Genomic DNA, 23677 nt, shown 5'->3' on the forward strand with positions numbered 1-23677 from the left:
CGGATTGCGGCCTGTTCATCGGGAAGAAAGGCGTTTCCCTGCAGATTTCAGAATGATAGGACGGGGGCCATAGCGCATGCGGAAAAGAAGTCGGCACATCCTTTTGGCAGGCCTGTTCGCAGTGGGCGCTTCCCCGCTACTTTCCGCTCAAGAGACCGAAGCCCAGTCGGCCTTGATCGATGCCGCGTTCGAGCGCGCGAAATCTGCATCCGGCGCAATCGAGATCGAAGCTATCTCTTGCACCCGGGATCAGCGCCAGATCGTCGAACTGCGGGGTGCTGAATTGCGCTTTCCCTGCATGCTGCAAGAGCTTGTCCAAGATGCCGACGATGCGTCAATGGTCGTAACCCTGCTTCTTGCCGAAGCCCCGCCGGTCCCGCAGCAGGCCTTCACAAAGGATCGATCGATTGCGGACACCGCCGCAGCGATCGGAATTGCCGTGGCAGGCGCCCAGCTGGACCCTGACACCGACGCCAAGCGGATCGAACGTTTCGAGCGCGAAGACGAGCGTGCACCGATAACCCCGCTCGCAACCTACCTCCCCCGCAATTCGGATACTTATCGCGCAGAAATTGCACGCGTGGATAGCGAAATAGGCGACCGCCGGACCGAGCAACGCGCATCCGAACGGATGCAGGAACGCGCCGCGGAAGAACGTGCGGAAGCGCTACAGCGCCAGGCTCAATACCAGTCCGTGACCGATTTCATGAACTTGGCGAATGCACAGGATTTCTGCGTCGCAGACGGGCGGGCGATATTGGCCAGGGCTATCGAGTATTCGACAAGTCCGCTCGCCCAAGACCGAATGGTGGGCCTGTGGGCTGACGACCGGCGCAATGCACTTCAGGCTTACCTCAACGACGTGTCCCGCTGTGTCTGACGCCCGTCAGTCGTAGGTCACACGGGGTAGCCCCTGCCCGCCATCGGCTATGAATGCATCGATCCGCTCCTCCAGTGCCGGGAGCGGGACCGAGCCAAGCGACAGGACGACATCGTGGAATTTGCGGATGTCGAAACCGTCGCCAAGCGCGTTCTCTGCCTTGGCGCGGACGCGGCGGATTGTCATTTCACCCAGCTTGTAGGCCAGCGCCTGTCCGGGCCAACTGATGTAGCGGTCGATCTCCGTCACGACTTCCCGGTCCGACAGGGCGGTATGGCTCGATAGGTAATCGATAGCCTGCTGCCGGCTCCAGCCATAGTGATGAAGGCCGGTGTCAATCACGAGCCGCGCAGCCCGCCACATCTCGTAGCTCAGCTTTCCGAACTTCTCGTACGGGGTGCGGTAGATGCCCATCTCTTCCCCGAGATACTCGGTGTAGAGCCCCCACCCTTCCCCGAAACCGGAGAAATAGGTCTGCCGCCTGAAACGCGGTGCTTCGCCCTGTTCCAGTGCGATTGCCGCCTGGAAGGAATGACCCGGAGCGCATTCATGCATGGTCAGCGCGGGAATGTTGTAGACCGGGCGTGACGGGAGATCATGCGTGTTGATCTGGCAATATTCCAGTCCCCCGCGGCCCGCCGTGTAGAACGGAGCGATGGCCGGATCGACCGGCCGCAGCCCGTGCCGGTAACGGGGCAGGAAACCGAAATAGTCGCTCAGACGGTCATCGACACGTTTGCCCGTAAAAGCTGCCACACCCATGAGTTCGTCAGGAGTGCGCGCCACGAACTGCGGATCGGTGCGCAGGAAAATGATGAACTCGTCCAGCGACCCGTCAAATCCCGCCTCGGCTTTCACCTTCTCCATCTCGGCAGTGATCCGCGCGACCTCTTCGAGGCCGATTGCATAAATTTCCTCCGCCCCCAGATCGAGCGTGGTGTATTGCCGGATTTGCTGCGCGTAAAACGCCTCGCCATCGGGAAATTCCCGAGCGCCGACAGTGGTCCGCGCCTGCGGCAGGTATTCATTGCGAAACACACCCAGCCAAGCAGCGTAGGCCGGTGTCACCTGCTGCGAGATCACCGTGCGGGCTTGGTCCTGCAACCTGATCTGGTCCGATGTGCTTATCGAGGATGGCATGTCCGAGAACGGGGCCCAGAACGGGCTGCGCTCGGGGTCGTCGACGACATAAGCTTCGATTGACGCATCGCGGCCCTCCAGTGTGACTGCCGGCACGCTAAAGCCACGGGCCAGTCCGGCACGCGCATTGGCGGTCTGTTCAGCGAAGTAGCGCGGAATATCGCGCATCCGGCCGAGATAATTCTCATATTCCTCGGCGCTTCCGTAACCTGAGCGGCCGGCAAGATATGACCAGAAGTTGGAATCGCTGTCGAATGGCATTTCCCACTCGGAGAATCGGGCATCGCCGATCGAGGATTCGAGCAGGGTCCGCAGCACGAGCGCGTCGGTCCGGGCGCCATCGGTCAGCTTGTCGTCAAGCGTTTCAAGCTGTGCCAGGAATTGCGCGTACTGCGCCGCTCTTTCCAGCTGGGCCTGCGGAGTGACAGTCGGCATCCGGGCACCCTGACTGGTTTGCTCGCTCTCCGTCTCGGTCAGCCCAAACTGTTCGAGCTCGTAATCGTAATAAGCATCAGCCAAGGCGCTGAGCTGCGCATCGGCGGTGTCCTCCGCAGTAGCCGGTGACGCCAGGGTAGAGGCGACGAGAACCGCCGCTCCGAAGAATGCAGTTCTCATCGTATTTCCCCTCGCCTCGAAAATCAGTCGGGCTTCTTGGCTACGCCAACCATTGCCGGACGCAGCAGGCGATCCTTGATCATGTAACCCGCCTGCATTTCCTGCACGATAGTGCCCGGCTCGACTTCGTCGGTCGGCACTTCCATCATCGCCTGATGCTGGTTCGGATCGAGCGGCATGCCCTTGGCAGCGATGCGCTTGATACCGTTCTGGTTGAAGACCTTCTCAAGCTCGCGCTGAGTTGCCTCGATACCAGCGATGAAGCCTTTGAGCTTCTCATCTTCGCGCTGCTCTGCCGGGATTGCATCGAGGGCGCGGGCAAGATTGTCCGAGACGCTCAGGACATCGCGCGCAAAGCCTGTCGCGGCATAGTTGCGCGCATCCTGCACGTCCTTTTCCATCCGGCGGCGCACGTTCTGCGTTTCTGCACGGGCATAGAGTACGTCCTGCTTGGCCGCCTCCAGATCGCCGCGCAGGCTTGCCAGCGCCTCATCGAGCGCTTCGTCCGCTTCGCCTTCACCTTCGGTTTCTTCACGCAGGTGTTTAGGCACGCCTTCCATCTCGCGCGCTACTTCGTCGTCGACCGCCTTATCCTGCGGTTCGTTGGTGTCGTTATTAGTCACTTGAAAACCCTGTCAGCCTATTCTTTTGCCCAAGGATCGGGCCGTGAAATCAACCATGGGGACCACACGGGCATAATTCAACCGAGTTGGCCCGATAACGCCCAGCACTCCGACGACCTTGCCTTCGCGGTCGCGGTAGGGCGCGGCGATTACTGATGATCCCGAAAGCGAAAACAGCCGGTTCTCGCTTCCGATGAAAATTCGCATGGCATCGGCATCGCGCGCATGTTCAAGCAAGGAGGCAACCGATTGCTTGTTCTCCAAATCATCGAGCAGCGAACGCACGCGCTCAATATCGTTGAGCGCCGCTTCATCGAGGAGATTTGCCTGACCCCTCACGATCAGGACTGGCCGCGCGGTTGTGTCCTGCGTCCAAGTTGCGAGGCCGCGTGAAACCAGGTCGCGGCTGGCTTCGTCGAGGGCGCTGCGCCCCCCCGCAATCTCGTCCTCTATCGCCCTGGACGCTTCTGCCAAGGTCTTGCCGGAAGCCCGAGCTGTCAGATAATTGCTGGCTTGCTCAAGCGACACCCCAAGCGCCTCTGCCGGAATAGCAAGAATGCGGTTTTCAACGTGCCCATCCTCGCCCACGAGGACGGCAAGCACGCGATTTGCATCGAGGGCGGTCAGGGAAACCTGCGTCAGGCGCGGTTCCCGGCGCGGGACCATCACCATGCCAGCTGCCCCGGAAAGATCCGACAGCAGCGAACTGGTTTCTTCCAGCGCGCGCTCGATCGGACCCGGTTCGCCAAGGCGCTGCTCGATCGCGGCACGTTCTTCGCGGGTCGGCAGGGCGACTTGCATCATAGCATCGACAAACAGGCGCAGTCCACTTTCAGTCGGCATTCGCCCTGCGCTTGTGTGGGGTGCTGCCAGCAGGCCCTGTTGCTCAAGCTCGGCAAGCACGGACCGGATCGAGGCCGGCGAAAGATTAACGCCTCGCTCGCCCGCCAGCGCTTTCGAGCCGACCGGCGTGCCGGTGTCGAGGTAGCCCTCCACCACGAGCCTGAAAATATCGCGCGCTCGTTCGGAAAGGTCGGAAAGCAATGGGCCGGTCATACACCCCTATCTAGACGCTCCCCTTGCGGCCTCAAGGGGCTTACGCCAAAGCCGCCCCAAGAGATTCGACTAAATTGGAGACATTGATGCGACCTTCAGGACGCGCGCCCGATGAAATGCGCGCCATCACTATCGAGACTGGATACACGAAACACGCCGAGGGAAGCTGCCTTATCAGCTTCGGCGAGACCAAGGTTCTGTGCACCGCATCGATCGAAGAACGGATCCCGCCGTGGCTGCGCGGGAAGAATGAAGGCTGGGTGACCGGCGAATATTCCATGCTTCCACGGGCAACGCACACTCGCGGTCAGCGAGAAGCTGCGAAGGGCAAGCAAAGTGGACGAACACAAGAAATACAGCGGCTTATCGGTCGAAGCTTGCGTTCCGTGGTAGACATGAGGAAGCTCGGTGAACGCCAGATCACGCTGGACTGCGACGTAATCCAGGCCGACGGCGGAACCCGTACCGCTTCGATTTCCGGCGCATGGGTTGCCTTGCGGCTGGCGGTCGACGGATTGATGAAGTCCGGAGACATCGTCGAAGATCCCATCACCGCGAAAGTCGCTGCGATTTCCTGCGGTGTCTACAAGGGCACTCCCGTACTCGACCTCGACTATCCGGAAGACAGCAACGCCGATGCTGATGCCAATTTCGTGCTTATCGAAGGCGGCAAGATCGCTGAAGCACAGGCAACGGCCGAAGGCGCTCCGTATGACGAGGAAGCGTTCCTCCGCCTGCTCCGCCTCGCCCAGCTCGGCTGCGCGCAGGTATTCAAGGCACAGGACGAGGCTACCCGGAAATGACGCGTCGGCTCGGTTCGGGCAGCCTGGTGATTGCCACGCATAATGCGGGCAAGCTGAAGGAAATATCCGCACTTCTGGCTCCGTACGGAGTGAAGTGTATCTCGGCAGGATCACTGGGCCTGCCCGAACCGGCCGAAACAGGGACGACTTTCGTCCAGAACGCGCTGCTGAAAGCGCGCGCCGCAGCGGAGGCCTCGGGCCTTCCTGCTCTCGCGGACGACAGCGGCTTGTCGGTGGATGCGCTTGATGGCCGCCCCGGCGTGTACACTGCCGATTGGGCCGAGCGGCAATGGTTCGAGGGCGATCCCGGCCGTGACTGGTTCATGGCAATGGGCAAGGTCGAGGGAATGCTCCAGCACAAGGGCGCCGACGTCGATCGCTCATGCGCTTTCCACTGCGTGTTGGCGATTGCCTGGCCTGATGGCGATCAGGAGGTCTACGAAGGCACGGTCCCGGGCACGCTGACTTGGCCGCCGCGCGGCGAAATGGGCTTTGGCTACGACCCGGTCTTCGTTCCAAAGGGAAGCGATCAGACCTTTGCAGAACTCGATCCCGAAGAAAAGCACGGTATCAGCCACCGCGCTGATGCATTTGCGAAACTGGTGGCCGAACAGTTCGCCTAATAGGCTTTGCGGCCCCAGACATTGCCCGCCGGCCAATAGCGACAGACAAGGACGTCCCAGCCCCGTTCGTTGACGACAGAACAGCCGACCTCTTGGGTGTCGCGCCAAATTACCTGCGTGTAGTGGGCCACATCAGCCCATTTTCCGGTGCGGGAAATCTCGGGGAAATTGCCGTGACGATAGTGGCGTTTCTCTTCGATGAAGAGGCCCACCATAGTTTCCACAGGCCACTGTCCGGCGGTCCCCATCCATAGATTTTCGCCGGTGCCGTTGCGTGCGCCATTTTGGGCATGCTCGAGCCGGCCCTTACGGGCGAGAACAGAGCCGTAATTATGTGCTTCACGCTCCAGCGCGCGGTTCCATTTCAGCTTGGGCAGACCCAATTGCTGCCGTTCGCGATTGTGGAGCGCCAGAATGCGGCGCGCGTGGTGATCGCTCATCCGGTTGTCATGGGGTGCCTCCCGCGAAACATTGGCCGTGCGTGATGCACTTCCAGCGCTTGCGGCAACGCTCGCTCCCGTGGCACATAGCAATCCGGCGGCCGCAAGTGCGCCGCCCAGTAGTTTCGACCCGTCCATTTGCCCGGTAAACAATAACCGAGCTTAAAATTCAATGAAGGCACCCTTGGCCAAAGCGCTCTACATCCACTGGCCATTCTGCCTCGCAAAATGTCCCTATTGCGACTTCAACAGTCACGTCCGCGAGAAGACCGATGCTAAGGCATGGGAAACCGCCTTGCTGGCGGATATGCGCAGTGAGTTTGCTGCAGTAAAATCTGAAGAAAAGCTCACAAGTATCTTTTTTGGCGGGGGAACTCCTTCGCTGATGTCCCCGCAACTTGTTGAGAAACTCCTTAATGAAGCGCACCGTTTGTGGGGCTTCGAAGACGGTATCGAGATCACTCTGGAAGCTAATCCATCCTCAGTCGAGGCAGCCAATTTCGCCGCGCTTGCAGCCGCGGGGGTGAACCGAGTGTCGCTCGGGGTGCAGTCGCTACGGGACGAGACGCTCCGATTTTTAGGCAGGCTGCACGGTGCGGACGAAGCGCTGAAGGCTGTGACCACCGCGCAAACGCATTTTAACCGCGTATCGATCGATCTGATCTACGCCCGGCCCCAGCAGACCGAAGCAGAATGGCGAACCGAACTGGGCGAGGCTCTGGCATTGGGCACGGATCATATGTCGCTGTACCAATTGACCATCGAGCCCACGACGCGGTTCGCAACCGATGTGAGGCGCGGCGTGTTCACTCCGCTGGATGATGATCCTGCGGCCGACCTGTTCGCCGTCACCCGAGATATGACCGCCGAGGCCGGACTTCCGGCATACGAGATCAGCAATCACGCCCGCCCCGGGCAGGAAAGCCGCCATAACCTCACCTATTGGCGTTACCAGGACTATTGCGGCATCGGACCAGGCGCCCACGGAAGGCGAGGCGGGATCGCGACTGTACGTCACAAGAAGCCAGAGAATTATCTCGCTGCTGTCGATAGCAAGGGCCACGGGATCGCCGAGGCGCGCGACCTCGTTTCAAGAGAACAGGCTTCCGAAGCACTGCTGATGGGTCTGCGACTGGCCGAAGGCGTCAATCTGGGCGAAATATCGCGCCGTTTTGGCGTCCCGGATAATGCATTGGTAGATGACGCCAAACTGGCACTGTACCGCGATCTTGGCCTCATCTGGTCAAATGAAGCGCAGATTGGCGCCACGGACGCCGGCATGCCGCTTCTCGACGGGCTTCTGGGCGAATTGGTCAGGCCCGAACTGGTGCGCGATTGACCAAGGCTGACTGTCTCGAGGCGTGGAACAACCACCTTTCGCAGGCCCAGCGCCGATCACCGCATACTGTCCGCGCTTATTCAAGAGCGGCGGAACGATTGATGACACGGCTCGACCTTGAAGATTTTGACGCAGTCGCCCTGCTCTCCACGACCAGTATTCGCAGTCACCTGGCGTCGAGGCGCAGCGATGGATTGACCAATTCGTCTGCTGCACGAGAGCTCTCCGCTGTGAAGTCATTCGTGTCCTTCGCGAGGGCGCAAGCCGGGCATGACGTCACGCAGCCTCCACGCCTGCGCGGGCCCCGGATCAAGAAGGGCCTCCCCCGCCCCGTATCGCCCGATGATGCGGAGGGCCTGGCCGATACGGTCGAGGAAATGGCGAGCGTGGACTGGGTAGGCGCGCGCGACCGGGCCGTTCTGTTGCTGCTCTACGGCGCAGGCCTCCGGATCGCCGAGGCTCTGTCGCTGACTGGTGCCGATTTGCCTCTGGGTGATCGCCTGAACGTAACCGGCAAGGGCGGCAAACAGCGGGTGGTGCCAATCCTGCCCATCGTTCGCGACGCCGTGGATCATTATTGTCAGATCACACCATGGCCGCTCGGGCCGGAGGATCCCCTGTTCCGAGGCGTGAAAGGCGGCGCGCTATCACAGGGCATGATCCAGAAAGCGACTGCACGCGCACGCCGGGCCATGGGCTTGCCCGATACCGCGACCCCGCATGCGCTGCGCCACAGCTTTGCAACCCATTTGCTGGGTGCGGGCACGGACCTCAGAAGTCTCCAGGAACTGCTTGGTCATGCCAGCCTTGGATCGACGCAGATCTATACGAAGGTCGATGCAGCCAGCCTGCTGGATACCTATCGCAATGCCCATCCCCGCGACCGGGATTAATTAAATCGCCGCGTGACGACGCTCGATAGCATCCCAGATCAACCCTGGGGTGTCGGTTCCATTGAACTTGTCGATCGCGACAATGCCCGTGGGCGAAGTCACATTGATCTCCGTGAGATATTTCCCGCCGATCACGTCGATACCGACAAATACCAGGCCGCGCTTTTTCAGTTCCGGCCCCATCGCAGCACAGATTTCCTCTTCGCGCGCAGTGAGGGTCGCAGATTCGGCGTGACCGCCTTGTGCGAGGTTCGAACGAAACTCACCTTCACCCGGGAAGCGGTTGATTGCACCGGCAAATTCTCCGTCGATTAGCACGATACGCTTATCGCCTTCGCTTACCTCGGGCAGGAAAGGCTGGATCATGTGCGGCTCCGGCCAGGTGAGGTTGAACACCTCACTCAGTGCTGACAGATTGGTGCCTTCTGCATCGAGCCGGAAGATGGCCTTGCCGCCATTTCCATGCAGCGGTTTGATTACGACAGAGCCATGTTCCTTCTGGAATGCTCTCAAGTCGTCCAGATCGCGCGCAATCATCGTTGGCGGCATGAACCGCGCATAGTCGAGGACGAACATCTTTTCCGGCGCATTCACCACTTCGCGCGGGTCATTGATGACCAAGGTGGTGCCTTTCAACCGGTCAAGCAAAAGTGCCGAGCTGATATAACCCAGATGAAATGGCGGGTCCTGCCGCATCAACACGACATCGATGTCGCATGCCAGATCGATCCGCCGGCGCTCGCCCGCGGTGAAGTGGTCGCCTTTCACGGGCTTTACAGTAACCGGCGCAGCATGCGCAGTAATCTTGCCGGAAGGCGTGCCGTCGCTCTGCCATGCGAGCGATTCGACGTCGTAGTGCCAGACCTCATGCCCGCGGGCCTGCGCAGCAAGCATCAGCGCGAAGCTGCTGTCTCCGGCGATATTGATGCTTTCCAACGGGTCCATCTGGACAGCGACGCGAAGGCCCATGCCGATCTCCTAAGGTTGCCAGGCATTGGCGATGTGGCGAGGGAATGCTCCCGGCGCAAGGAGGATGACGTCAATGCGGATATCCTCCCCATCTTTCGCATACTGATGCGCCACGGCTTCGGCAGCTGCGGCAACGCGGGCAAGACGCCGTTCGTCGATTGCGTGATCAAGCTGATCTTTCTGGCTGCGCCATTTCACCTCGACAAAGGCGACCAGCTTGCCGCGCTTGGCGATGAGATCGATCTCACCCGCCTTGGTCTTCACGCGCTCGCCTAGAATATGCCAACCTTTGGCGCGGAGCCAGAAGGCCGCCCGCGCCTCCCCATTGCGTCCGCTTTGTTCGGCGACCTGCCGTTTCATTCCGATTTGAGGTCCATCGCCCGTGCATAAAGCACCTTGCGATCAAGGCCCGTTGCCTTGGCAACCTGTCCCGCTGCCTGCGAGGGTTTGAGCGTTGCCATAGCTTCGCGCAGCATATCATCCGCATCTGCCTCGTTTGCCTGCACGGCTTCGGGCGGTCCGATCAGGAGGACGATCTCACCTTTCGGCGGATGGGCATCGTAATAGGCCATCAAACCGGCAGAGAACCCGCGGCGGCATTCTTCGTGGAGCTTGGTCAATTCCCGCGCGACGGCAATTTCACGCTTTGGCAGCACCTCTTCGATGGCAGCGAGCGATTTCAGCAATCTCGGGGCTGTTTCGTAGAAAATGAGCGTTGCATCGATCTGGCCCAGCTGAGCCAGCGTTTCCCGGCGCGCCTTGTCTTTCGGCGGGAGGAAACCCGCGAACATGAAGCGGTCATTCGGCAAACCCGACAAGGTGAGGCCAAGCACCGCAGCGCATGGACCGGGCAAGCTTGTCACGGGGATGCCCTGCTCACGGCAATCATTGACCAGCCTGTAACCGGGATCGCTTATCATTGGCGTTCCGGCATCGCTTACCAAGGCAACTGCGCGGGTGCGCATCGAATCCACCAACCGCGAGCGGTCACGGTGCTCGCTATGATCGTCATAACGCCACATCGGCTTGGAAATACCAAGATGCTTGAGCAGCTTGCCCGTGACTCGCGTATCTTCGCACGCCACCCCATCGCAGCGGCTCAAGATATCGACAGCCCGCCTGGTGATGTCGCCAAGATTCCCGATAGGGGTGGCAACAAGGTAAAGACCGGGTGTAAGGTCTTCATCAGATTTGGCAGGTGCAGGGTCGCTCACTGCCCTTCCATGAACCACACAAGAGGGACGCGGCAAGCATGGCTTTTGCATTTATGAACCGGCGCGGCGCGATGCTGGCCACGGGAGCGATCCTGCTGTCCGGCTGCTCGATCATACCGAAGACCACCGCGCCTGCCGAACCCACCCCTACCCCGGAACCCAGCGCGACCACGCTCCCCGAAGATTCGGACCGGCACCGTATTGCGTTGCTCGTCCCCCTTTCAGGGGAGAATGGCGCAGTGGGTCAGTCGATCGCGAATGCCACAACGATGGCCATTCTCGATACGAATGCCGATAACATCCGTATCACCACATACGATACCTCACGCGGTGCACAGGATGCAGCTCGCATGGCTCTTGCCGATGGTAACAAGCTGATCCTCGGCCCACTGCTCGGCAGCAATGTCGGCGCGATCAAACCCCAGGCTGCGGCTGCGAACGTTCCGATCATCACGTTCTCCAACGACACCTCTGTCGCGGGGCGCGGCGTGTTCGTCATGGGTCACATTCCTGAACAATCGATCGAGCGCAGCGTGGAATATGCGCGTTCCAACGGCGCGCGCAGCTTCGCGGTGCTTGCCCCGGAAAGTGAATATGGCCAGCGCGCGGAAGCGGCCATGCAGGCGGCCATTTCAAGCTATGGCGGCCGCTTGGTCGGGACCGAACGCTATGCAAGGTCGAACACCTCGGTCGTAAGTGCGGCGGGACGGCTAAAATCCATGGGCGGGTTCGATTCCGTACTCATCGCCGACGGCGGCGCGCCGTCGATCCGCGGCGCCGAAGCAATCGCCGGCTCGTCGTTGCAAATCATCGGAACCGAACGCTGGGCCGGGGAGAGCGCGCTTGTTCGCTCGCGCGCGCTCGATGGCGCAATTTTCTCAGCCGTTTCGGACGGGCGGTATTCCGGGTTCGTGAACAGTTACGAAGCGCGCTTCGGGGGACAGCCTTATCGCATCGCCACCCTTGGCTATGATGCTGTACTGCTGACCCTGCGCGTGGCGCGTGACTGGCGCATTGGCCGCCAATTCCCGACTTCAGTCTTGCTGCAAGAGGGCGGATTTGACGGTATGGACGGACCTTTCCGCTTCCAGCGCAACGGTGTCGTTGAACGCGCAATGGAAGTGCGCGAGGTCCGGGACGGCAGCATTGTGACGATTTCTAACGCGCCGGCGGGCTTCTGACAGGCGGATAACATTCGCCAGCGCCTTGTGCGCGCCGATTCGCGCGCGATATAGCCTGCACCATGTCCGACGATCTTTTCGAGAACACGCCCACATCCAGCGGCGATTATGACGCATCATCCATCGAGGTCCTCGAAGGTCTCGAACCGGTGCGCCGCCGGCCCGGTATGTATATTGGGGGCACAGACGACCGAGCGCTGCACCACCTCGTTGCCGAAGTGCTCGACAACGCGATGGATGAAGCTGTCGCAGGGCACGCAACCCGCATCGAAATGCGGCTCGACGAAAACAATCGGGTCACGATCAGCGATAACGGACGCGGTATTCCGGTTGGTGAGCATCCCAAGTATCCCGGCAAATCCACCCTCGAAGTGATCATGACCACCCTGCATTCGGGCGGTAAATTCTCCGGGAAGGCATACGCCACCAGTGGCGGTTTGCACGGGGTCGGAATCTCGGTGGTCAATGCACTGTCAGATTACACGCGGGTCGAAGTAGCTCGGGACAAGCAGCTTTACGCGCAGGAGTTTTCGCAGGGCGCGCCGACCGGCAAATTGCAGGAACTGGGCCCCACGCCAAATCGCCGCGGGACCACCGTCACCTTCACGCCCGACACTGAAATTTTCGGCGATCGCGCGTTTAAACCCAGGCGCTTGTTCAAACTCGCGCGCTCGAAAGCCTACCTCTTTGCGGGCGTCGAAATCCGCTGGAAATGTGCAGAAGCACTCGCCTCGGAAGACGTACCTGAAGAAGCGGTGTTCAAGTTTCCCGGCGGCCTCGCCGACCATCTCGCAGAGCAGATCGGCGGCCGGGAATGCGTCACTTCACAGCCATTCGCCGGCAATCAGGACTTCCCTGACGAACAGGGCCGCGTTGAATGGGCCATCGCCTGGCCGCTCTTCTCCGACGGTTCGACCAGCTGGTACTGCAACACGGTACCCACGCCTGATGGCGGCACGCACGAACAGGGCCTGCGAGCAGCTTTGACCAAGGGACTACGCGCATTCGGCGAACTTACCGGGATCAAGAAATCGAAGGACATCACTGCCGACGATGTCATGAACGGCGCCGAAGTCATGCTGTCCGTGTTCGTGCGCGATCCACAATTCCAGAGCCAGACCAAGGATCGTTTGACCTCGCCGGAAGCGGCGAAGCTGGTCGAAAACGCAGTCCGCGACCACTTCGACCACTTTCTGTCCGACAACATGGACCGGGGCAAAGCGCTCATCGGGCAGGTCATGGAGCGCATGGATGAGCGCCTGCGCCGCAAGCAAGAGCGCGAGATCAAGCGCAAGACCGCGACCAATGCCAAGAAACTGCGCCTGCCCGGCAAGCTCACCGATTGTTCGGGAGAAACGGACGCCGAGACAGAGCTATTCATCGTCGAAGGTGACAGCGCCGGCGGAAGCGCCAAGCAGGCCCGCAATCGCAAGACACAGGCGATCCTTCCGATCCGCGGCAAGATCCTCAATGTCGCCAGCGCCACGGCGGACAAGATCCGTGCAAACAGCGAAATCGCCGATCTCACGCTGGCGATGGGCTGCGGCACGCGGAAGGAATGCGATTCAGAAGCGCTGCGTTACGACCGCATCATCATCATGACCGATGCCGACGTCGACGGGGCGCATATCGCGACGCTGCTTATGACGTTCTTTTTCCAGGAAATGCCCGACGTTGTGCGCAACGGACATCTCTACCTCGCCCAGCCGCCACTCTACCGTCTGACCGCCGGTAAAGAGAGCCGCTATGCCCGGGATGACGCGCATCGCAAGGAACTGGAAGAAACCGTGTTCAAGGGCAAGAAGGTCGATGTCGGCCGGTTCAAGGGTCTGGGTGAAATGAACCCGCAGCAGCTCCGGGAAACCACCATGGATCCCGAAAGCCGCGGCCTCATCCGGATCACCCTCCCGCCGGAATTCGAAGACCGGGCCAAGGTCAAGGAGCTGGTCGATCAGCTGATGGGCCGCAACCCGGAGCACCGGTTCAATTTCATCCAAAACAACGCGGGCGACATGGACCGCGAAATGATCGACGCCTAAGCTTTCGGCAAGTCGAGCTCGCTTGCCGAGAATATGCGGATGGACGGCTTGTCGATGGCCATACCCGCAATTTCGCGGATGAACTCGTTAGATTGAGGCACGGCAAAGTGCTTCTGGACTGCCTCCATATCCTCCCATTGCTCAAAAAAGCACATTCGGCCGGGGTTTTCGGCATCGCGGTAACAATTGTGCGCGATGCAGCCCGGTTCATGGCGCGAGCGCGCAGAATGTTCCCAGCCGAGGGCGAAAGCCGCATCACGGTGTTCGTCCCTCAGCGTCACTGAACCCGTGATGATGATCATGTCTCTTGCGTATGGACGTGCAGCACGCCCTCCAGCGTACGGTGTACCGGACACTTGTCGGCAATCTCCATCAGTTTGGCACGTTGGGTGTCATCCAGAGCATCCCCGCGCATCGAGATTGCCCGATTGAGCGACTGCATCTGCTTGCCCTCCACCATAGCTTCGACGTGATCGCACACTTCCTCGTGCTTGCGCTCGTGAGTGACGTGGACGCTCACGCCCTCAAGTGGCCATCCCTTGCGGTCAGCGTACATCTTCATGGTCATGGCTGTGCAGGTGCCGAGCGATGCATTGAGCAGATCGTACGGGGTTGGCCCGGTGTCATCGCCGCCATAGCTCTTCGGCTCATCCGCCACGAATTGGTGTGAACCAGTATGAACCTCGGTGCCGAACTTTCCGTGCCCGGTACGTGCGACAATCCCCACTTCCGGCATTGGCCAATCGTCGCGCAGCGGCAGATAGCGGTGGGCCCAGCCAGCGATCACCCTCGCCGCAAATTCAGCATCTTCCTCTTTGAGCAACAGGTGATCCGCGCCCTCGAGACTGACGAAGCTTTTGGGGTGCTTGGCAGATTGAAACAAAGCGCCTGCATGCTCAATGCCGACTATCGCGTCGGTTGGTGAATGGAGGAACAGGAGAGGCTTGCGCAAACTTTCGACCTCCTTGAGCAGATCGATGTTCTCGACCTTCTCGATGAAATCGCGTCCAAGGCAAAATTCGCGTCCTCCGATCTTCACCGCGCCCTCGCCATTTGTGCGGATCGCCTCGATGTCACCGTCGATATTGTGCAGCACGTGGGGGACATCCGACGGGGCCCCAATGGTCGCGATTGCCGCAACACGCTCGAGGCCGATTTCCCGAGCGGCAGCCAGCACGGCGGCACCGCCAAGGCTATGCCCGACCAGCAGGATCGGATGTGAGAAGCGCTCGAGCAGATGCTCGGCCGCCGCGACGAGGTCGGAGACATCGACAGCAAATCCAGCGCGGCCAAAATCCCCTTCGCTCCCGCCCAGCCCTGTAAAGTCGAACCGGAGGGTCGCGATACCTTCTGCCGCAAGTGCGCGTGCTACCGACACAGCAGCTTTGCTCTGCTTGGTGCAGGTAAAGCAGTGCGCAAACAATGCGGCCCCCCTCACCAATCCCGTCGGCATTTCCAGCGACCCGGTCAATTCATGACCTGCTTCTGCGACGATTTTCAGGTTTTCAGTCGGCATTCGGGTTCCTTGTGGCGGGCTTTTTCTCTGACGGTGTGTAAGAAATACGTTCGCGGACGGACTAAAGATACATGACCGAGGAAAAGCAACACGCACTCTACCGCGAGGCAGGTGAACAGCTTGCCCCTGCTATCGCTCGCCTTGCGCGGGCAATGGAGCGAGATGCCGACAAGGCGCGAGACCTTGAACAGGACATCCATTGCGAGATCTTTCGAAGCCTCACGCGGTTCCAAGGGCAATGTGCACTCAAGACCTGGGTTTACCGGGTCGCCCACAACGTAGCGGCAGAACATCGGCTACGCGAAAGTCGCGGCAAGAAGATGGTCACGTTGGATCACGTAGGCGACTTGCCAGCAGCTAGCGATACAGAACTGGAAACAAGCGAGGGCCTCGCACTCCTTCGGGCTCAGGCCCTGATCCGGGAACTACCCACTCTGGATGCACAGATAATGCTGCTTTGGCTGGAGGGTGAGAGCGCGAAGGAGATTTCCGACGTGACCGGACTGGCATCAGGCACAGTCGCAACGCGCATTCACCGCCTGAAAGCCTCTCTCGCCGATCATTTCGTCGACACACACAATCAGGAGCAAACATCATGAACGATGATCCCTTCAACTTTTGGAAGAGCCAAGAAACCGAAGCGAATTTCAGTTCGCCCGGCGCCTGCCAAAACCGCGCGAGCCAATTCGAAAAAGTAATCAAGCGCAGGAACCGGATGGAATTTGCAGCTGGAGCTTTAGTGATATTCGCCTTCACTGCCGTTGGCGCGTTTTTCGGGAGCGTGGGCGAATGGGCAATCGTTATTCCAATTGCCATGATAATTGCCGCTGCAATTTTCGTAATCGCAAGATTGCATTTCGACGGGAGCGTAGAACGACGCAGCATTGATCAAAGCTGCAGGGACTATCTGCGTGAGCAACTCGTTCGCCAGCGTGACCTGCTGCGAGGTGTCCCTAAATGGTACCTTGCCCCCTTCGTTCCGGGATTGGTGGGGTTCTATGTCGCCACAGCGGCCAGGGTGGCCGAGCTGAAAGGTTGGACGGCTGCGGTTGAGGACTCGTGGTTCGTGGTTGTCGCTTGGATTTCGGTATTCGGGTTTGCCGCGTGGTACAATTTGCGCGCGGCGAGAAAGCTCGATCGCCAGATTACTGCCCTCGACATGGTCTGAGGAACGGGTTGCCGGACAACTCTTGCGTGGTCCGGCGCTTGTCCCTAACGCAAACGTAAAGTTGCAAGGGAAAACCCATGTCCGAAAAGTCCGAAGACCTCTCCCGTTTCGAGGGTACCAAATCCTACATCGCCACAGAAGATCTCAAGGTCGCTGTGAACGCCGCGGTTACGCTGCGCCGCCCCTTGCTGGTGAAAGGTGAACCTGGCACCGGCAAGACGGTCCTTGCCCATGAAATCTCAAAGGCGATGAATGCGCCGCTGATCGAATGGAACGTGAAGTCGACCACCAAGGCTCAGCAGGGGCTTTACGAATACGATGCGGTTGCGCGCCTTCGTGACGGCCAGCTTGGCGATGAGCGCGTCCATGACATTGCGAACTACATCAAGAAAGGGAAGCTGTGGGAAGCCTTTACCAGCCCCGAGCTTCCCGTCCTGCTGATCGACGAGATCGACAAGGCCGATATCGAGTTCCCCAACGATCTCTTGCAGGAACTCGATCGCATGAGCTTCGATGTCTACGAGACGCGCGAAAGGATCGCTGCGAAAGACCGCCCGATTGTCGTGATTACATCGAACAATGAAAAGGAATTGCCCGACGCTTTCCTGCGCCGGTGCTTCTTCCATTATATCAAGTTTCCCGATCACGACACGATGCGGGACATCATCGAGGTCCATTTCCCCGGCATCCAGAAAACCCTCGTCAGCAAGGCGATGGAGGTTTTTTACGAGCTGCGCGATGTGCCGGGTCTGAAGAAAAAACCCAGCACCAGTGAATTGCTCGATTGGCTCAAGCTTCTGCTCAACGAGGAAATGCCGCTCGAAGTGCTGCAGGACAGCAATCCCAACAGCGCGATCCCGCCGCTCCACGGTGCTTTGCTCAAGAACGAGCAGGACGTGATGATGTTTGAACGTCTCGCGTTCATGGCGCGCCGGCAGACCTGACCGGACTGAACAGCTAATGCGAAAAGGGCGCGCTCCGGTCTCGGAACGCGCCCTTTTTCTTACCTGAGGTTTCCCTCAGTCAAAGGTGTATGCCAGCTCGGAATCGCCCCAGCGGCGGCCATTGATGATCAGCGGCACATAAACATTGCGCACAACGATGTAGTTCTTGCCGTCACCTTCCTGGCGGTAGACAGCCATCATGTAGGGATCGTTGCTTTTCTTCGCGGCGACATCAACGCCTTCCATCATGATACGGCCATTGCGGCAGTATTTGGTGTCATGCGTAATGTCGCCTGTCGGGGTGCGCGACCGGTCGCTGACATGTGTCGGAAGAAAGCCGTTCATGTCTGCGGGAGAAGCCATCTTGATGACGCCTCCTTCGGCCACCACAGCATCGATCACAGGACGCCAGTTGCGATCAGCCCAGTCGCTAAGCTTGGTGCGGTATAGCTTGGGGTTCGAACCAGGCACTTCGCGGTAATCCTGATCGAACAGCTCTTCCATCGACAGCTCACCCTTTGCGATCGCCTCTTCGGCGAGACGCGCGAGGGTCTTTGCGTGCTCCAGCGAACGATCGACCATCTGGCTATCTTGGGGTGACAACCCGGCCTTCACGAGCTTGTCGAACATATCGCTGGCAGTCAGTTCCAGATCTTCCATCCGGTCATGCGCTGTCGCCAGCTTGTTCTCGTTTTCGCTGACAGCTCCGTCGAAATCGCCGAGCACGTCTTGAACGCGGTGCACGTGTTCTGAAATCGTTGCCGTGTTGCGGGCAATCTGGTCCTGCTGCTGATCGACCTCGCCGATCAATTCGGTCACGCCGTGCAAGGTATGCTCGATCGCTGAGACCGAGCTTTTCGCTTCTGCACTTGCCGTAGCGCCAGAATGAATTTTCGCGATCACCTGCTCAGCTTCTGCGCCGAGAGTGTCGATTGTCCGGCCGATTTCCTCGGTCGCGCGGCGGGTGTCGCTGGCAAGCGATTTGACCTCGTTGGCAACGACAGCGAAAGTGCGGCCCTGTTCTCCGGCGCGCATGGCCTCGATCGTCGCGTTCAGCGCGAGGATGTTGGTGGTTTCTGCAATCTGGTCGATTTCCTGCGAACTGCGGCGGACCTGATCCATTGCAGCAGCAAATCCGGTGACATGTTCGGTAAGAGTTTCCACCAGGCCGAGAAGGTTACCAATCTGGCCGAGCGAGTTGCCGATAAGTTCGGAGCCCTGCGCAAGCCGATCAATGGCGCGCTGGGAAAGAAGCCGGGCTTCGTCGCTGGCTTCAAGGACCTTGCGCTGATCATCGTCGAGCGCCGATACGGTGCCCTGCAGTTCGATATACTCGGACCGCAAATGACCGAATGAATCGATAACGCCTTGCACGATGCCAGCTACATCCGTGCAGCCGACTGTTACCTTGCCGCAGCTTTCCGGGATCTGTGCCAGATTAGCCGCCCCGTTTGTATCAATCGCGCTGACTTCCATGTCAGTTTAGCCCCTGTTTTTCTTGATCCGGCGCAACATCTAAACGGGAATGGTTATCGCCGGGTTAAGGAGGTTCACCGATTTCCCCTTCGCGCCGCCAGAAACTCGCGCTAGGGTTGTGGCATGTTTCTCAATTTCGTCGACGAACTTCGCGCCGCGGGCATTCCAGCTAGCTTCAAGGAACATCTCACCTTGCTCGAGGCGCTCGACAAGGATGTGATCGAACAGACCCCCGAAGCCTTTTATTACCTGAGCCGGGCGACCTTCGTGAAAGACGAAGGACTGATCGACAAGTTCGACCAGGTTTTCGCGCGGGTCTTCAAGGGTATCCTGAGCGATTATGGACAGAATCCCGTAGATATCCCCGAGGATTGGCTGAAGGCTGTAGCCGAGAAATTCCTGTCCGAAGAAGAGATGGCGAAGATCAAGTCGCTGGGCGACTGGGACGAGATCATGGAAACGCTCAAGAAGCGCCTGGAGGAACAGGAAAAGCGCCATCAGGGCGGCAACAAGTGGATAGGAACCGGCGGCACATCACCCTTCGGCAACTCGGGTTACAATCCCGAGGGCGTCCGCATCGGCGGCGAGAGCAAGCACAAGCGCGCCATGAAGGTCTGGGACAAGCGCGAGTTCAAGAACCTCGACAACACCAAGGAACTGGGCACACGCAACATCAAGATGGCGCTGCGCCGCCTGCGCCGTTTCGCGCGTGAAGGTGCCGCTGACGAGCTGGACATTGATGCAACGATCGACGGCACCGCCAAGCAGGGCTGGCTCGACATCCATATGCGGCCGGAGCGGCACAACGCGGTAAAGCTGCTGCTTTTCCTGGATGTTGGCGGATCCATGGATCCCTTCATCAAGGTCACCGAAGAGCTGTTCAGTGCGGCCACGACCGAGTTCAAGAACCTGGAGTTTTTCTACTTCCATAACTGCCTTTATGAAGGGCTGTGGAAGGACAATCGTCGCCGCTGGCAGGAACGCACCAAGACCTGGGATGTGCTCCATAAATACGGGCACGACTACAAGATCGTGTTCGTGGGCGATGCAGCGATGAGCCCCTACGAAATCACCCATCCCGGCGGCAGCGTCGAGCATATGAACGACGAAGCCGGCGCCACGTGGATGCAGCGGGTCACCAATACCTATCCTGCTACCGTCTGGCTCAACCCCGTCCCGGAAAAGCAGTGGAGCTATTCCCAGTCGACCAAGATCATGAGGCAGCTGGTCACTGACCGGATGTATCCGCTCACGCTGGATGGCCTGGATGACGCCATGCGCGAACTGAGCCGCAAGCAAGGCTGACGATTTGCTCAAATTGGGCCGGCGCGTTATCGTTACCGCCCGAGGAGAGCTTATGCGATCTTACATTCTCGCTAGTTTGCCCGTCGCCGCCATCTTGCTGAGCGGTCAGTCGCAGCCGGTCCCTGTAATGCCATCCGCAGAGCCGGACTCACAAATCGTGCAATTCGCTGAAGGCGAGTCTGCACATTGCGCCGAAGTAATTCAGCAAATGCGCGACGCCAATTCACTGACCACGCTGCAACGCGGTCCTGCCACACCAGAAGATGGCTATCTGATTGCGGCAGTCGACAAGCGCGTTGATGGCTGCTCGGTCATGCAGATGCACGGCGATGTGTCGGACTTGCGCCCGCTGCCAGAACCGGCGGAGGAGACCCTGCTCCGGCCCGCCGAGGCAGAATAAGGTCAGCTATAGATAAGGTGCGGCGCGATGATTTCGCGCCATGCGCTTTCATCCGCTCCCGCCAAATCGTCCAGATCGCCCGGCTGTGCTTCGCGGTCGTCCACCCATTCGCGCAATGACGGTCCGCCATTGATCACGTCGATCGCGAGCCGGTCCAACTCGTATTCGTAGGGGAAATCGCGCCAGAGTTCGTAGTCCGGATAAAGGTTGCGGATCGCTTTGAATGCAAGGGCCTGCAGCCGCCAAGGCTTGAATTCGTGATGATCGTAAAACGTATCTTCTGCGTGGATCATCAATCCGTTACAAAGCATTCCTGAGTGCTTGTGAAAGGTGGGTTCGAACCAGACCTCGCGTAAATGACACCCCCGCAGCCAGCTTGGTGCCAGCTTTTGCATTTCGGCCTGAACCGCGAGAGCTTCGACGTCAGGTGCACCGAACAGAACCTCCAGCGGCCGGGTAGTGCCCCTTCCCTCGCTCAGCGTAGTGCCTTCGAGCATTACGGTCCCGGCATAAGCACGCGCCATATTCACGTTCGCGGCATTGGGGCTGGGATTGATCCAGACGCGGTCTTCGGGCCAACCAAATCCCGGCGCTTTACCCGGCTTCCAGCCCTCCATCTCGATGACGCGATAGGCAACGTCGAGCTTATAGTGGTCGATGAACCAGTGGCCCATTTCACCCATGGTCATCCCATGACGCATCGGCATCGGCCCTGCGCCCACAAAGCTCTCCTGACCGGGAACGAGCAAAGTGCCCTCGACCGGGCCGCCTGCGGGATTTGGCCGATCGAGCACCCAGACTTCCTTGCCGGCTTTCGCAGCTTCTTCGAGCAGGTACAGCAGCGTGGTGACGAAGGTATAGATACGGCAGCCAAGATCCTGGAGATCGAACAGGAACACGTCAGCAGTGCTCATCATCTGACCCGTGGGACGGCGCACCTCGCCATAGAGACTGAAGATCGGGATGCCGAGGCGCGGATCGGTTTCGTCCGCGGTCTCGACCATATTGTCTTGCTTGTCGCCCTTGAGCCCATGCTGGGGTCCGAAAGCAGACGTGACGTTGATGCCCTTTGCAATCAGCGCATCGAGCGAGTGGGTCAATTGCGCGCTCACCGATGCCGGGTGGGCGACAAGGGATACGCGTTTGCCTTCAAGGGGAACGCGAAGCTCGGACTCCGTAAGGAGGCGATCAATACCGAATTTCATGTGGCGGTGGGTGCCGCAAGCTCTGCCGCGAAGCAAGCCGGATCATGGAAATCCGGCTGATCTTTTACATGTTTCAGCGCCCAGAAACTCTTGATACCGCTTTCTTCTTCCAGAACGCATGTGAGATTCATGGCGCAATTGGCTTTGGGTATGACGGAGGCTGGCACTGCTGCATCGAAAATTGCAAAACTGCCGCCTTGCCGCATTGTGCAGTTAGGTTCGCGGCTTGCAGGGCGCTCTGTCATTCCATCGCGGTAATCGGAAAAATCATAAGCATTCCAGCGCTCTGAAGGCGACAGGTTCAATTCACTGTAAGCGTCACCGCCGCTTGGCATGAGGAACAGCTCGAAACAGGTTGTTCGCCACAATTCATCTGCCCTGCCCCGACCCGCGAAAGGAGGCACAACCAGCTTCCCGCTCCCTTCGATCCGCCACCTCAGGCGAAGCCAGTCAGCGTCGTATCCGATGATGCGGGATTGCACCTTTGTCACTTCCAGGGGTGGATAGGCCGTATGTGCGATCAGTTCATGCGTTTGCATGGGGCAATGTTCCTGCTAGCGCGCTGCCTGATATGAGCAGCTACAAATCCGACCTTCTGCGCGTTCTCGACGAACGCGGTTACATCCACCAGGTTACCGATGCCGAGGGGCTAGATGCCCTTGCGGCTAGCGACGTGGTGCCCGGCTATATCGGTTTCGACGCGACAGCGCCAAGCCTTCATGTCGGCAGCCTCGTGCAGATCATGATGCTTCGGCGCCTGCAACAGGCGGGCCACAAGCCGATTGTCGTGATGGGCGGAGGAACCACGAAGGTGGGCGATCCTTCCGGCAAGGACGAGAGCCGCAAAATGCTCACCAACGAGGACATCGACGCCAATATCGCCGGTATCCGCAAGATATTCGAGCGCCTTCTGACATTCGGAGATGGCGCGACCGATGCCATCATGGTCAATAACGACGAATGGCTCAGCCAGCTCGGCTACATTCAACTGCTGCGCGATGTCGGACCGCATTTCACGATTAACCGGATGCTGACATTCGATTCGGTGAAGCTGCGTCTCGAACGCGAACAGCCGATGACGTTCCTCGAATTTAACTACATGATCCTCCAGGCATATGATTTCCGCGAGCTGGCCCAGCGCTATGGCTGCCGCCTGCAGATGGGCGGAAGCGATCAGTGGGGCAACATCGTCAACGGCATGGAACTTGGCCGCCGTATGGACGGAAGCGAACTATTCGGACTGACAACGCCGCTACTGACCACGGCCGATGGCGCCAAGATGGGGAAAACGGCAGCAGGCGCGGTGTGGCTCAATGAGGAGCAGCTGCCCAATTACGATTTCTGGCAATATTGGCGCAACGTGGATGACCGCGACGTTGGCAAGTTCCTGCGCCTGTTCACCGACTTGCCGCTGACGGAAATCGCGCGGCTGGAAAGCCTGGACGGAGCGCAGATAAATGATGCGAAAACCGTGTTGGCCAATGAAGTGACCAAACTCGTGCGGGGTGAAGATGCTGCGGCGCTTGCAGAAAAGACAGCTGCCGAAACTTTTGCAGGCGGCGGGGCCGGATCGGATCTTCCCACATTGTCGGTCGGTGCTGAAGGAATGCGCATCGGTGCTGCTCTGACAGCACTGGGTTTCACCGCGTCCAACGGAGAGGCCAAGCGCAAGCTGGCTGAAGGCGCTGTGAAACTGGATGGCGAGCCCGTCACCGATGCCGGCTATCTTGTCGAGGTTGCCGAGGGTGCGGAAGTGAAGCTTTCCCTCGGGAAAAAGAAACACGCCATTCTGCGCCGCTAGCCGTGACAAGTTTTTGCACTTCTAGTTAACCGGATATTTTCCTTTTG

General features: G+C 59.4%; 25 protein-coding genes. 13 read left to right on the plus strand and 12 right to left on the minus strand.

Annotated features, from left to right (window positions below):
* The first annotated feature begins 76 nt into the window (after nt 1–76).
* Nucleotides 77–880 carry a hypothetical protein gene (locus K3166_RS06365; RefSeq protein WP_221423815.1) on the plus strand — a complete coding sequence of 268 codons (804 nt, stop codon included), beginning with the start codon at nt 77–79 and terminating at the stop codon, nt 878–880.
* A gap of 6 nt (nt 881–886) precedes the next feature.
* On the opposite strand, the gene K3166_RS06370 is transcribed toward K3166_RS06365, so the two are convergent.
* From K3166_RS06370 to hrcA, 3 genes are read right to left on the minus strand one after another with little or no spacing between them, the layout of a single operon-like run.
* Nucleotides 887–2635, minus strand: coding sequence for a DUF885 domain-containing protein (locus K3166_RS06370; RefSeq protein WP_221423816.1), 1749 nt, complete (start codon nt 2633–2635; stop codon nt 887–889).
* Between the two features lie 23 nt (nt 2636–2658).
* Nucleotides 2659–3258, minus strand: coding sequence for a nucleotide exchange factor GrpE (gene grpE / locus K3166_RS06375; RefSeq protein WP_221423817.1), 600 nt, complete (start codon nt 3256–3258; stop codon nt 2659–2661).
* Between the two features lie 12 nt (nt 3259–3270).
* Nucleotides 3271–4314, minus strand: coding sequence for a heat-inducible transcriptional repressor HrcA (gene hrcA, locus K3166_RS06380; RefSeq protein ID WP_221423818.1), 1044 nt, complete (start codon nt 4312–4314; stop codon nt 3271–3273).
* A gap of 86 nt (nt 4315–4400) precedes the next feature.
* Here hrcA and rph point away from each other — a divergent pair, with 86 nt between their 5' ends.
* Together rph and rdgB are read left to right on the plus strand one after the other, a co-directional pair.
* Nucleotides 4401–5117 (plus strand): ribonuclease PH, encoded by a 717-nt coding sequence (rph, locus tag K3166_RS06385; protein WP_221423819.1) that lies wholly within the window; start codon nt 4401–4403, stop codon nt 5115–5117.
* Nucleotides 5114–5740, plus strand: coding sequence for an RdgB/HAM1 family non-canonical purine NTP pyrophosphatase (gene rdgB, locus K3166_RS06390; RefSeq protein ID WP_221423820.1), 627 nt, complete (start codon nt 5114–5116; stop codon nt 5738–5740). Before rph ends, rdgB begins: the two co-directional genes overlap by 4 nt.
* On the opposite strand, the gene K3166_RS06395 is transcribed toward rdgB, so the two are convergent.
* On the minus strand, nt 5737–6318 hold the full coding sequence (locus tag K3166_RS06395; RefSeq protein WP_221423821.1) for a CAP domain-containing protein: 582 nt from the start codon (nt 6316–6318) through the stop codon (nt 5737–5739). The two genes, rdgB and K3166_RS06395, sit on opposite strands and share 4 nt — an antisense overlap.
* A 46-nt stretch (nt 6319–6364) precedes the next feature.
* Here K3166_RS06395 and hemW point away from each other — a divergent pair, with 46 nt between their 5' ends.
* Both hemW and K3166_RS06405 read left to right on the plus strand, forming a co-directional pair.
* Entirely contained in the window at nt 6365–7519 is a 1155-nt protein-coding gene (hemW, locus tag K3166_RS06400) for a radical SAM family heme chaperone HemW (RefSeq protein ID WP_221423996.1), read from the plus strand.
* Nucleotides 7516–8412, plus strand: a complete 897-nt coding sequence (locus K3166_RS06405; RefSeq protein WP_221423822.1) for a tyrosine recombinase XerC — start codon at nt 7516–7518, stop codon at nt 8410–8412. Before hemW ends, K3166_RS06405 begins: the two co-directional genes overlap by 4 nt.
* Here K3166_RS06405 and gshB read toward each other — a convergent pair whose 3' ends face one another.
* The 3 genes from gshB to rsmI are packed head-to-tail and all read right to left on the minus strand — an operon-like array spanning nt 8413 to nt 10595.
* Complete coding sequence (gene gshB, locus K3166_RS06410) at nt 8413–9381, minus strand: glutathione synthase (RefSeq protein WP_221423823.1); 969 nt, start codon at nt 9379–9381, stop codon at nt 8413–8415.
* A gap of 9 nt (nt 9382–9390) precedes the next feature.
* The gene (locus tag K3166_RS06415; RefSeq protein ID WP_221423824.1) at nt 9391–9741 is read right to left on the minus strand and encodes a YraN family protein; all 351 of its coding nucleotides are present in this window, start codon (nt 9739–9741) and stop codon (nt 9391–9393) included.
* Complete coding sequence (gene rsmI, locus K3166_RS06420; RefSeq protein WP_247714759.1) at nt 9738–10595, minus strand: 16S rRNA (cytidine(1402)-2'-O)-methyltransferase; 858 nt, start codon at nt 10593–10595, stop codon at nt 9738–9740. The genes K3166_RS06415 and rsmI overlap by 4 nt, the downstream gene beginning before the upstream one ends.
* A 38-nt stretch (nt 10596–10633) precedes the next feature.
* Between rsmI and K3166_RS06425 the strand changes: the two genes are divergently transcribed.
* A complete protein-coding gene (locus tag K3166_RS06425; RefSeq protein ID WP_247714760.1) occupies nt 10634–11776 on the plus strand; it encodes a penicillin-binding protein activator in 1143 nt (380 codons plus the stop codon).
* Between the two features lie 62 nt (nt 11777–11838).
* Nucleotides 11839–13815: a DNA topoisomerase IV subunit B gene (gene parE, locus K3166_RS06430; RefSeq protein ID WP_221423826.1), complete on the plus strand. Its 1977-nt coding sequence runs from the start codon at nt 11839–11841 to the stop codon at nt 13813–13815.
* On the opposite strand, the gene K3166_RS06435 is transcribed toward parE, so the two are convergent.
* Entirely contained in the window at nt 13812–14117 is a 306-nt protein-coding gene (locus tag K3166_RS06435) for a putative quinol monooxygenase (RefSeq protein ID WP_221423827.1), read from the minus strand. The genes parE and K3166_RS06435 overlap by 4 nt on opposite strands.
* Nucleotides 14114–15331, minus strand: coding sequence for a bifunctional alpha/beta hydrolase/OsmC family protein (locus K3166_RS06440; RefSeq protein WP_221423828.1), 1218 nt, complete (start codon nt 15329–15331; stop codon nt 14114–14116). The genes K3166_RS06435 and K3166_RS06440 overlap by 4 nt, the downstream gene beginning before the upstream one ends.
* A 71-nt stretch (nt 15332–15402) precedes the next feature.
* On the opposite strand from K3166_RS06440, the gene K3166_RS06445 reads away from it, so the two are divergent.
* From K3166_RS06445 to K3166_RS06455, 3 genes are all read left to right on the plus strand, one after another.
* Nucleotides 15403–15930, plus strand: coding sequence for an RNA polymerase sigma factor (locus K3166_RS06445; RefSeq protein WP_221423829.1), 528 nt, complete (start codon nt 15403–15405; stop codon nt 15928–15930).
* A complete protein-coding gene (locus tag K3166_RS06450) occupies nt 15927–16499 on the plus strand; it encodes a hypothetical protein (RefSeq protein WP_221423830.1) in 573 nt (190 codons plus the stop codon). Before K3166_RS06445 ends, K3166_RS06450 begins: the two co-directional genes overlap by 4 nt.
* Nucleotides 16500–16576: 77 nt before the next feature.
* Nucleotides 16577–17443, plus strand: coding sequence for an AAA family ATPase (locus K3166_RS06455; RefSeq protein ID WP_221423831.1), 867 nt, complete (start codon nt 16577–16579; stop codon nt 17441–17443).
* Nucleotides 17444–17518: 75 nt separating this feature from the next.
* Here the strand turns inward: K3166_RS06455 and K3166_RS06460 are convergent, their stop codons facing one another.
* Complete coding sequence (locus tag K3166_RS06460) at nt 17519–18919, minus strand: methyl-accepting chemotaxis protein (protein WP_221423832.1); 1401 nt, start codon at nt 18917–18919, stop codon at nt 17519–17521.
* Between the two features lie 123 nt (nt 18920–19042).
* Between K3166_RS06460 and K3166_RS06465 the strand changes: the two genes are divergently transcribed.
* Together K3166_RS06465 and K3166_RS06470 are read left to right on the plus strand one after the other, a co-directional pair.
* The gene (locus tag K3166_RS06465) at nt 19043–20224 is read left to right on the plus strand and encodes a vWA domain-containing protein (RefSeq protein WP_221423833.1); all 1182 of its coding nucleotides are present in this window, start codon (nt 19043–19045) and stop codon (nt 20222–20224) included.
* A gap of 208 nt (nt 20225–20432) precedes the next feature.
* Nucleotides 20433–20624: a hypothetical protein gene (locus K3166_RS06470; RefSeq protein WP_221423834.1), complete on the plus strand. Its 192-nt coding sequence runs from the start codon at nt 20433–20435 to the stop codon at nt 20622–20624.
* Nucleotides 20625–20626: 2 nt separating this feature from the next.
* On the opposite strand, the gene K3166_RS06475 is transcribed toward K3166_RS06470, so the two are convergent.
* Both K3166_RS06475 and K3166_RS06480 read right to left on the minus strand, forming a co-directional pair.
* A complete protein-coding gene (locus K3166_RS06475; RefSeq protein WP_221423835.1) occupies nt 20627–21829 on the minus strand; it encodes an exo-beta-N-acetylmuramidase NamZ family protein in 1203 nt (400 codons plus the stop codon).
* The gene (locus K3166_RS06480) at nt 21826–22368 is read right to left on the minus strand and encodes a DOMON-like domain-containing protein (RefSeq protein ID WP_221423836.1); all 543 of its coding nucleotides are present in this window, start codon (nt 22366–22368) and stop codon (nt 21826–21828) included. The genes K3166_RS06475 and K3166_RS06480 overlap by 4 nt, the downstream gene beginning before the upstream one ends.
* Before the next feature lie 32 nt (nt 22369–22400).
* Between K3166_RS06480 and tyrS the strand changes: the two genes are divergently transcribed.
* A complete protein-coding gene (tyrS, locus tag K3166_RS06485; protein ID WP_221423837.1) occupies nt 22401–23630 on the plus strand; it encodes a tyrosine--tRNA ligase in 1230 nt (409 codons plus the stop codon).
* Nucleotides 23631–23677: the final 47 nt, after the last annotated feature.

Source organism: Qipengyuania psychrotolerans (assembly GCF_019711355.1).
Lineage (GTDB): Bacteria > Pseudomonadota > Alphaproteobacteria > Sphingomonadales > Sphingomonadaceae > Qipengyuania > Qipengyuania psychrotolerans.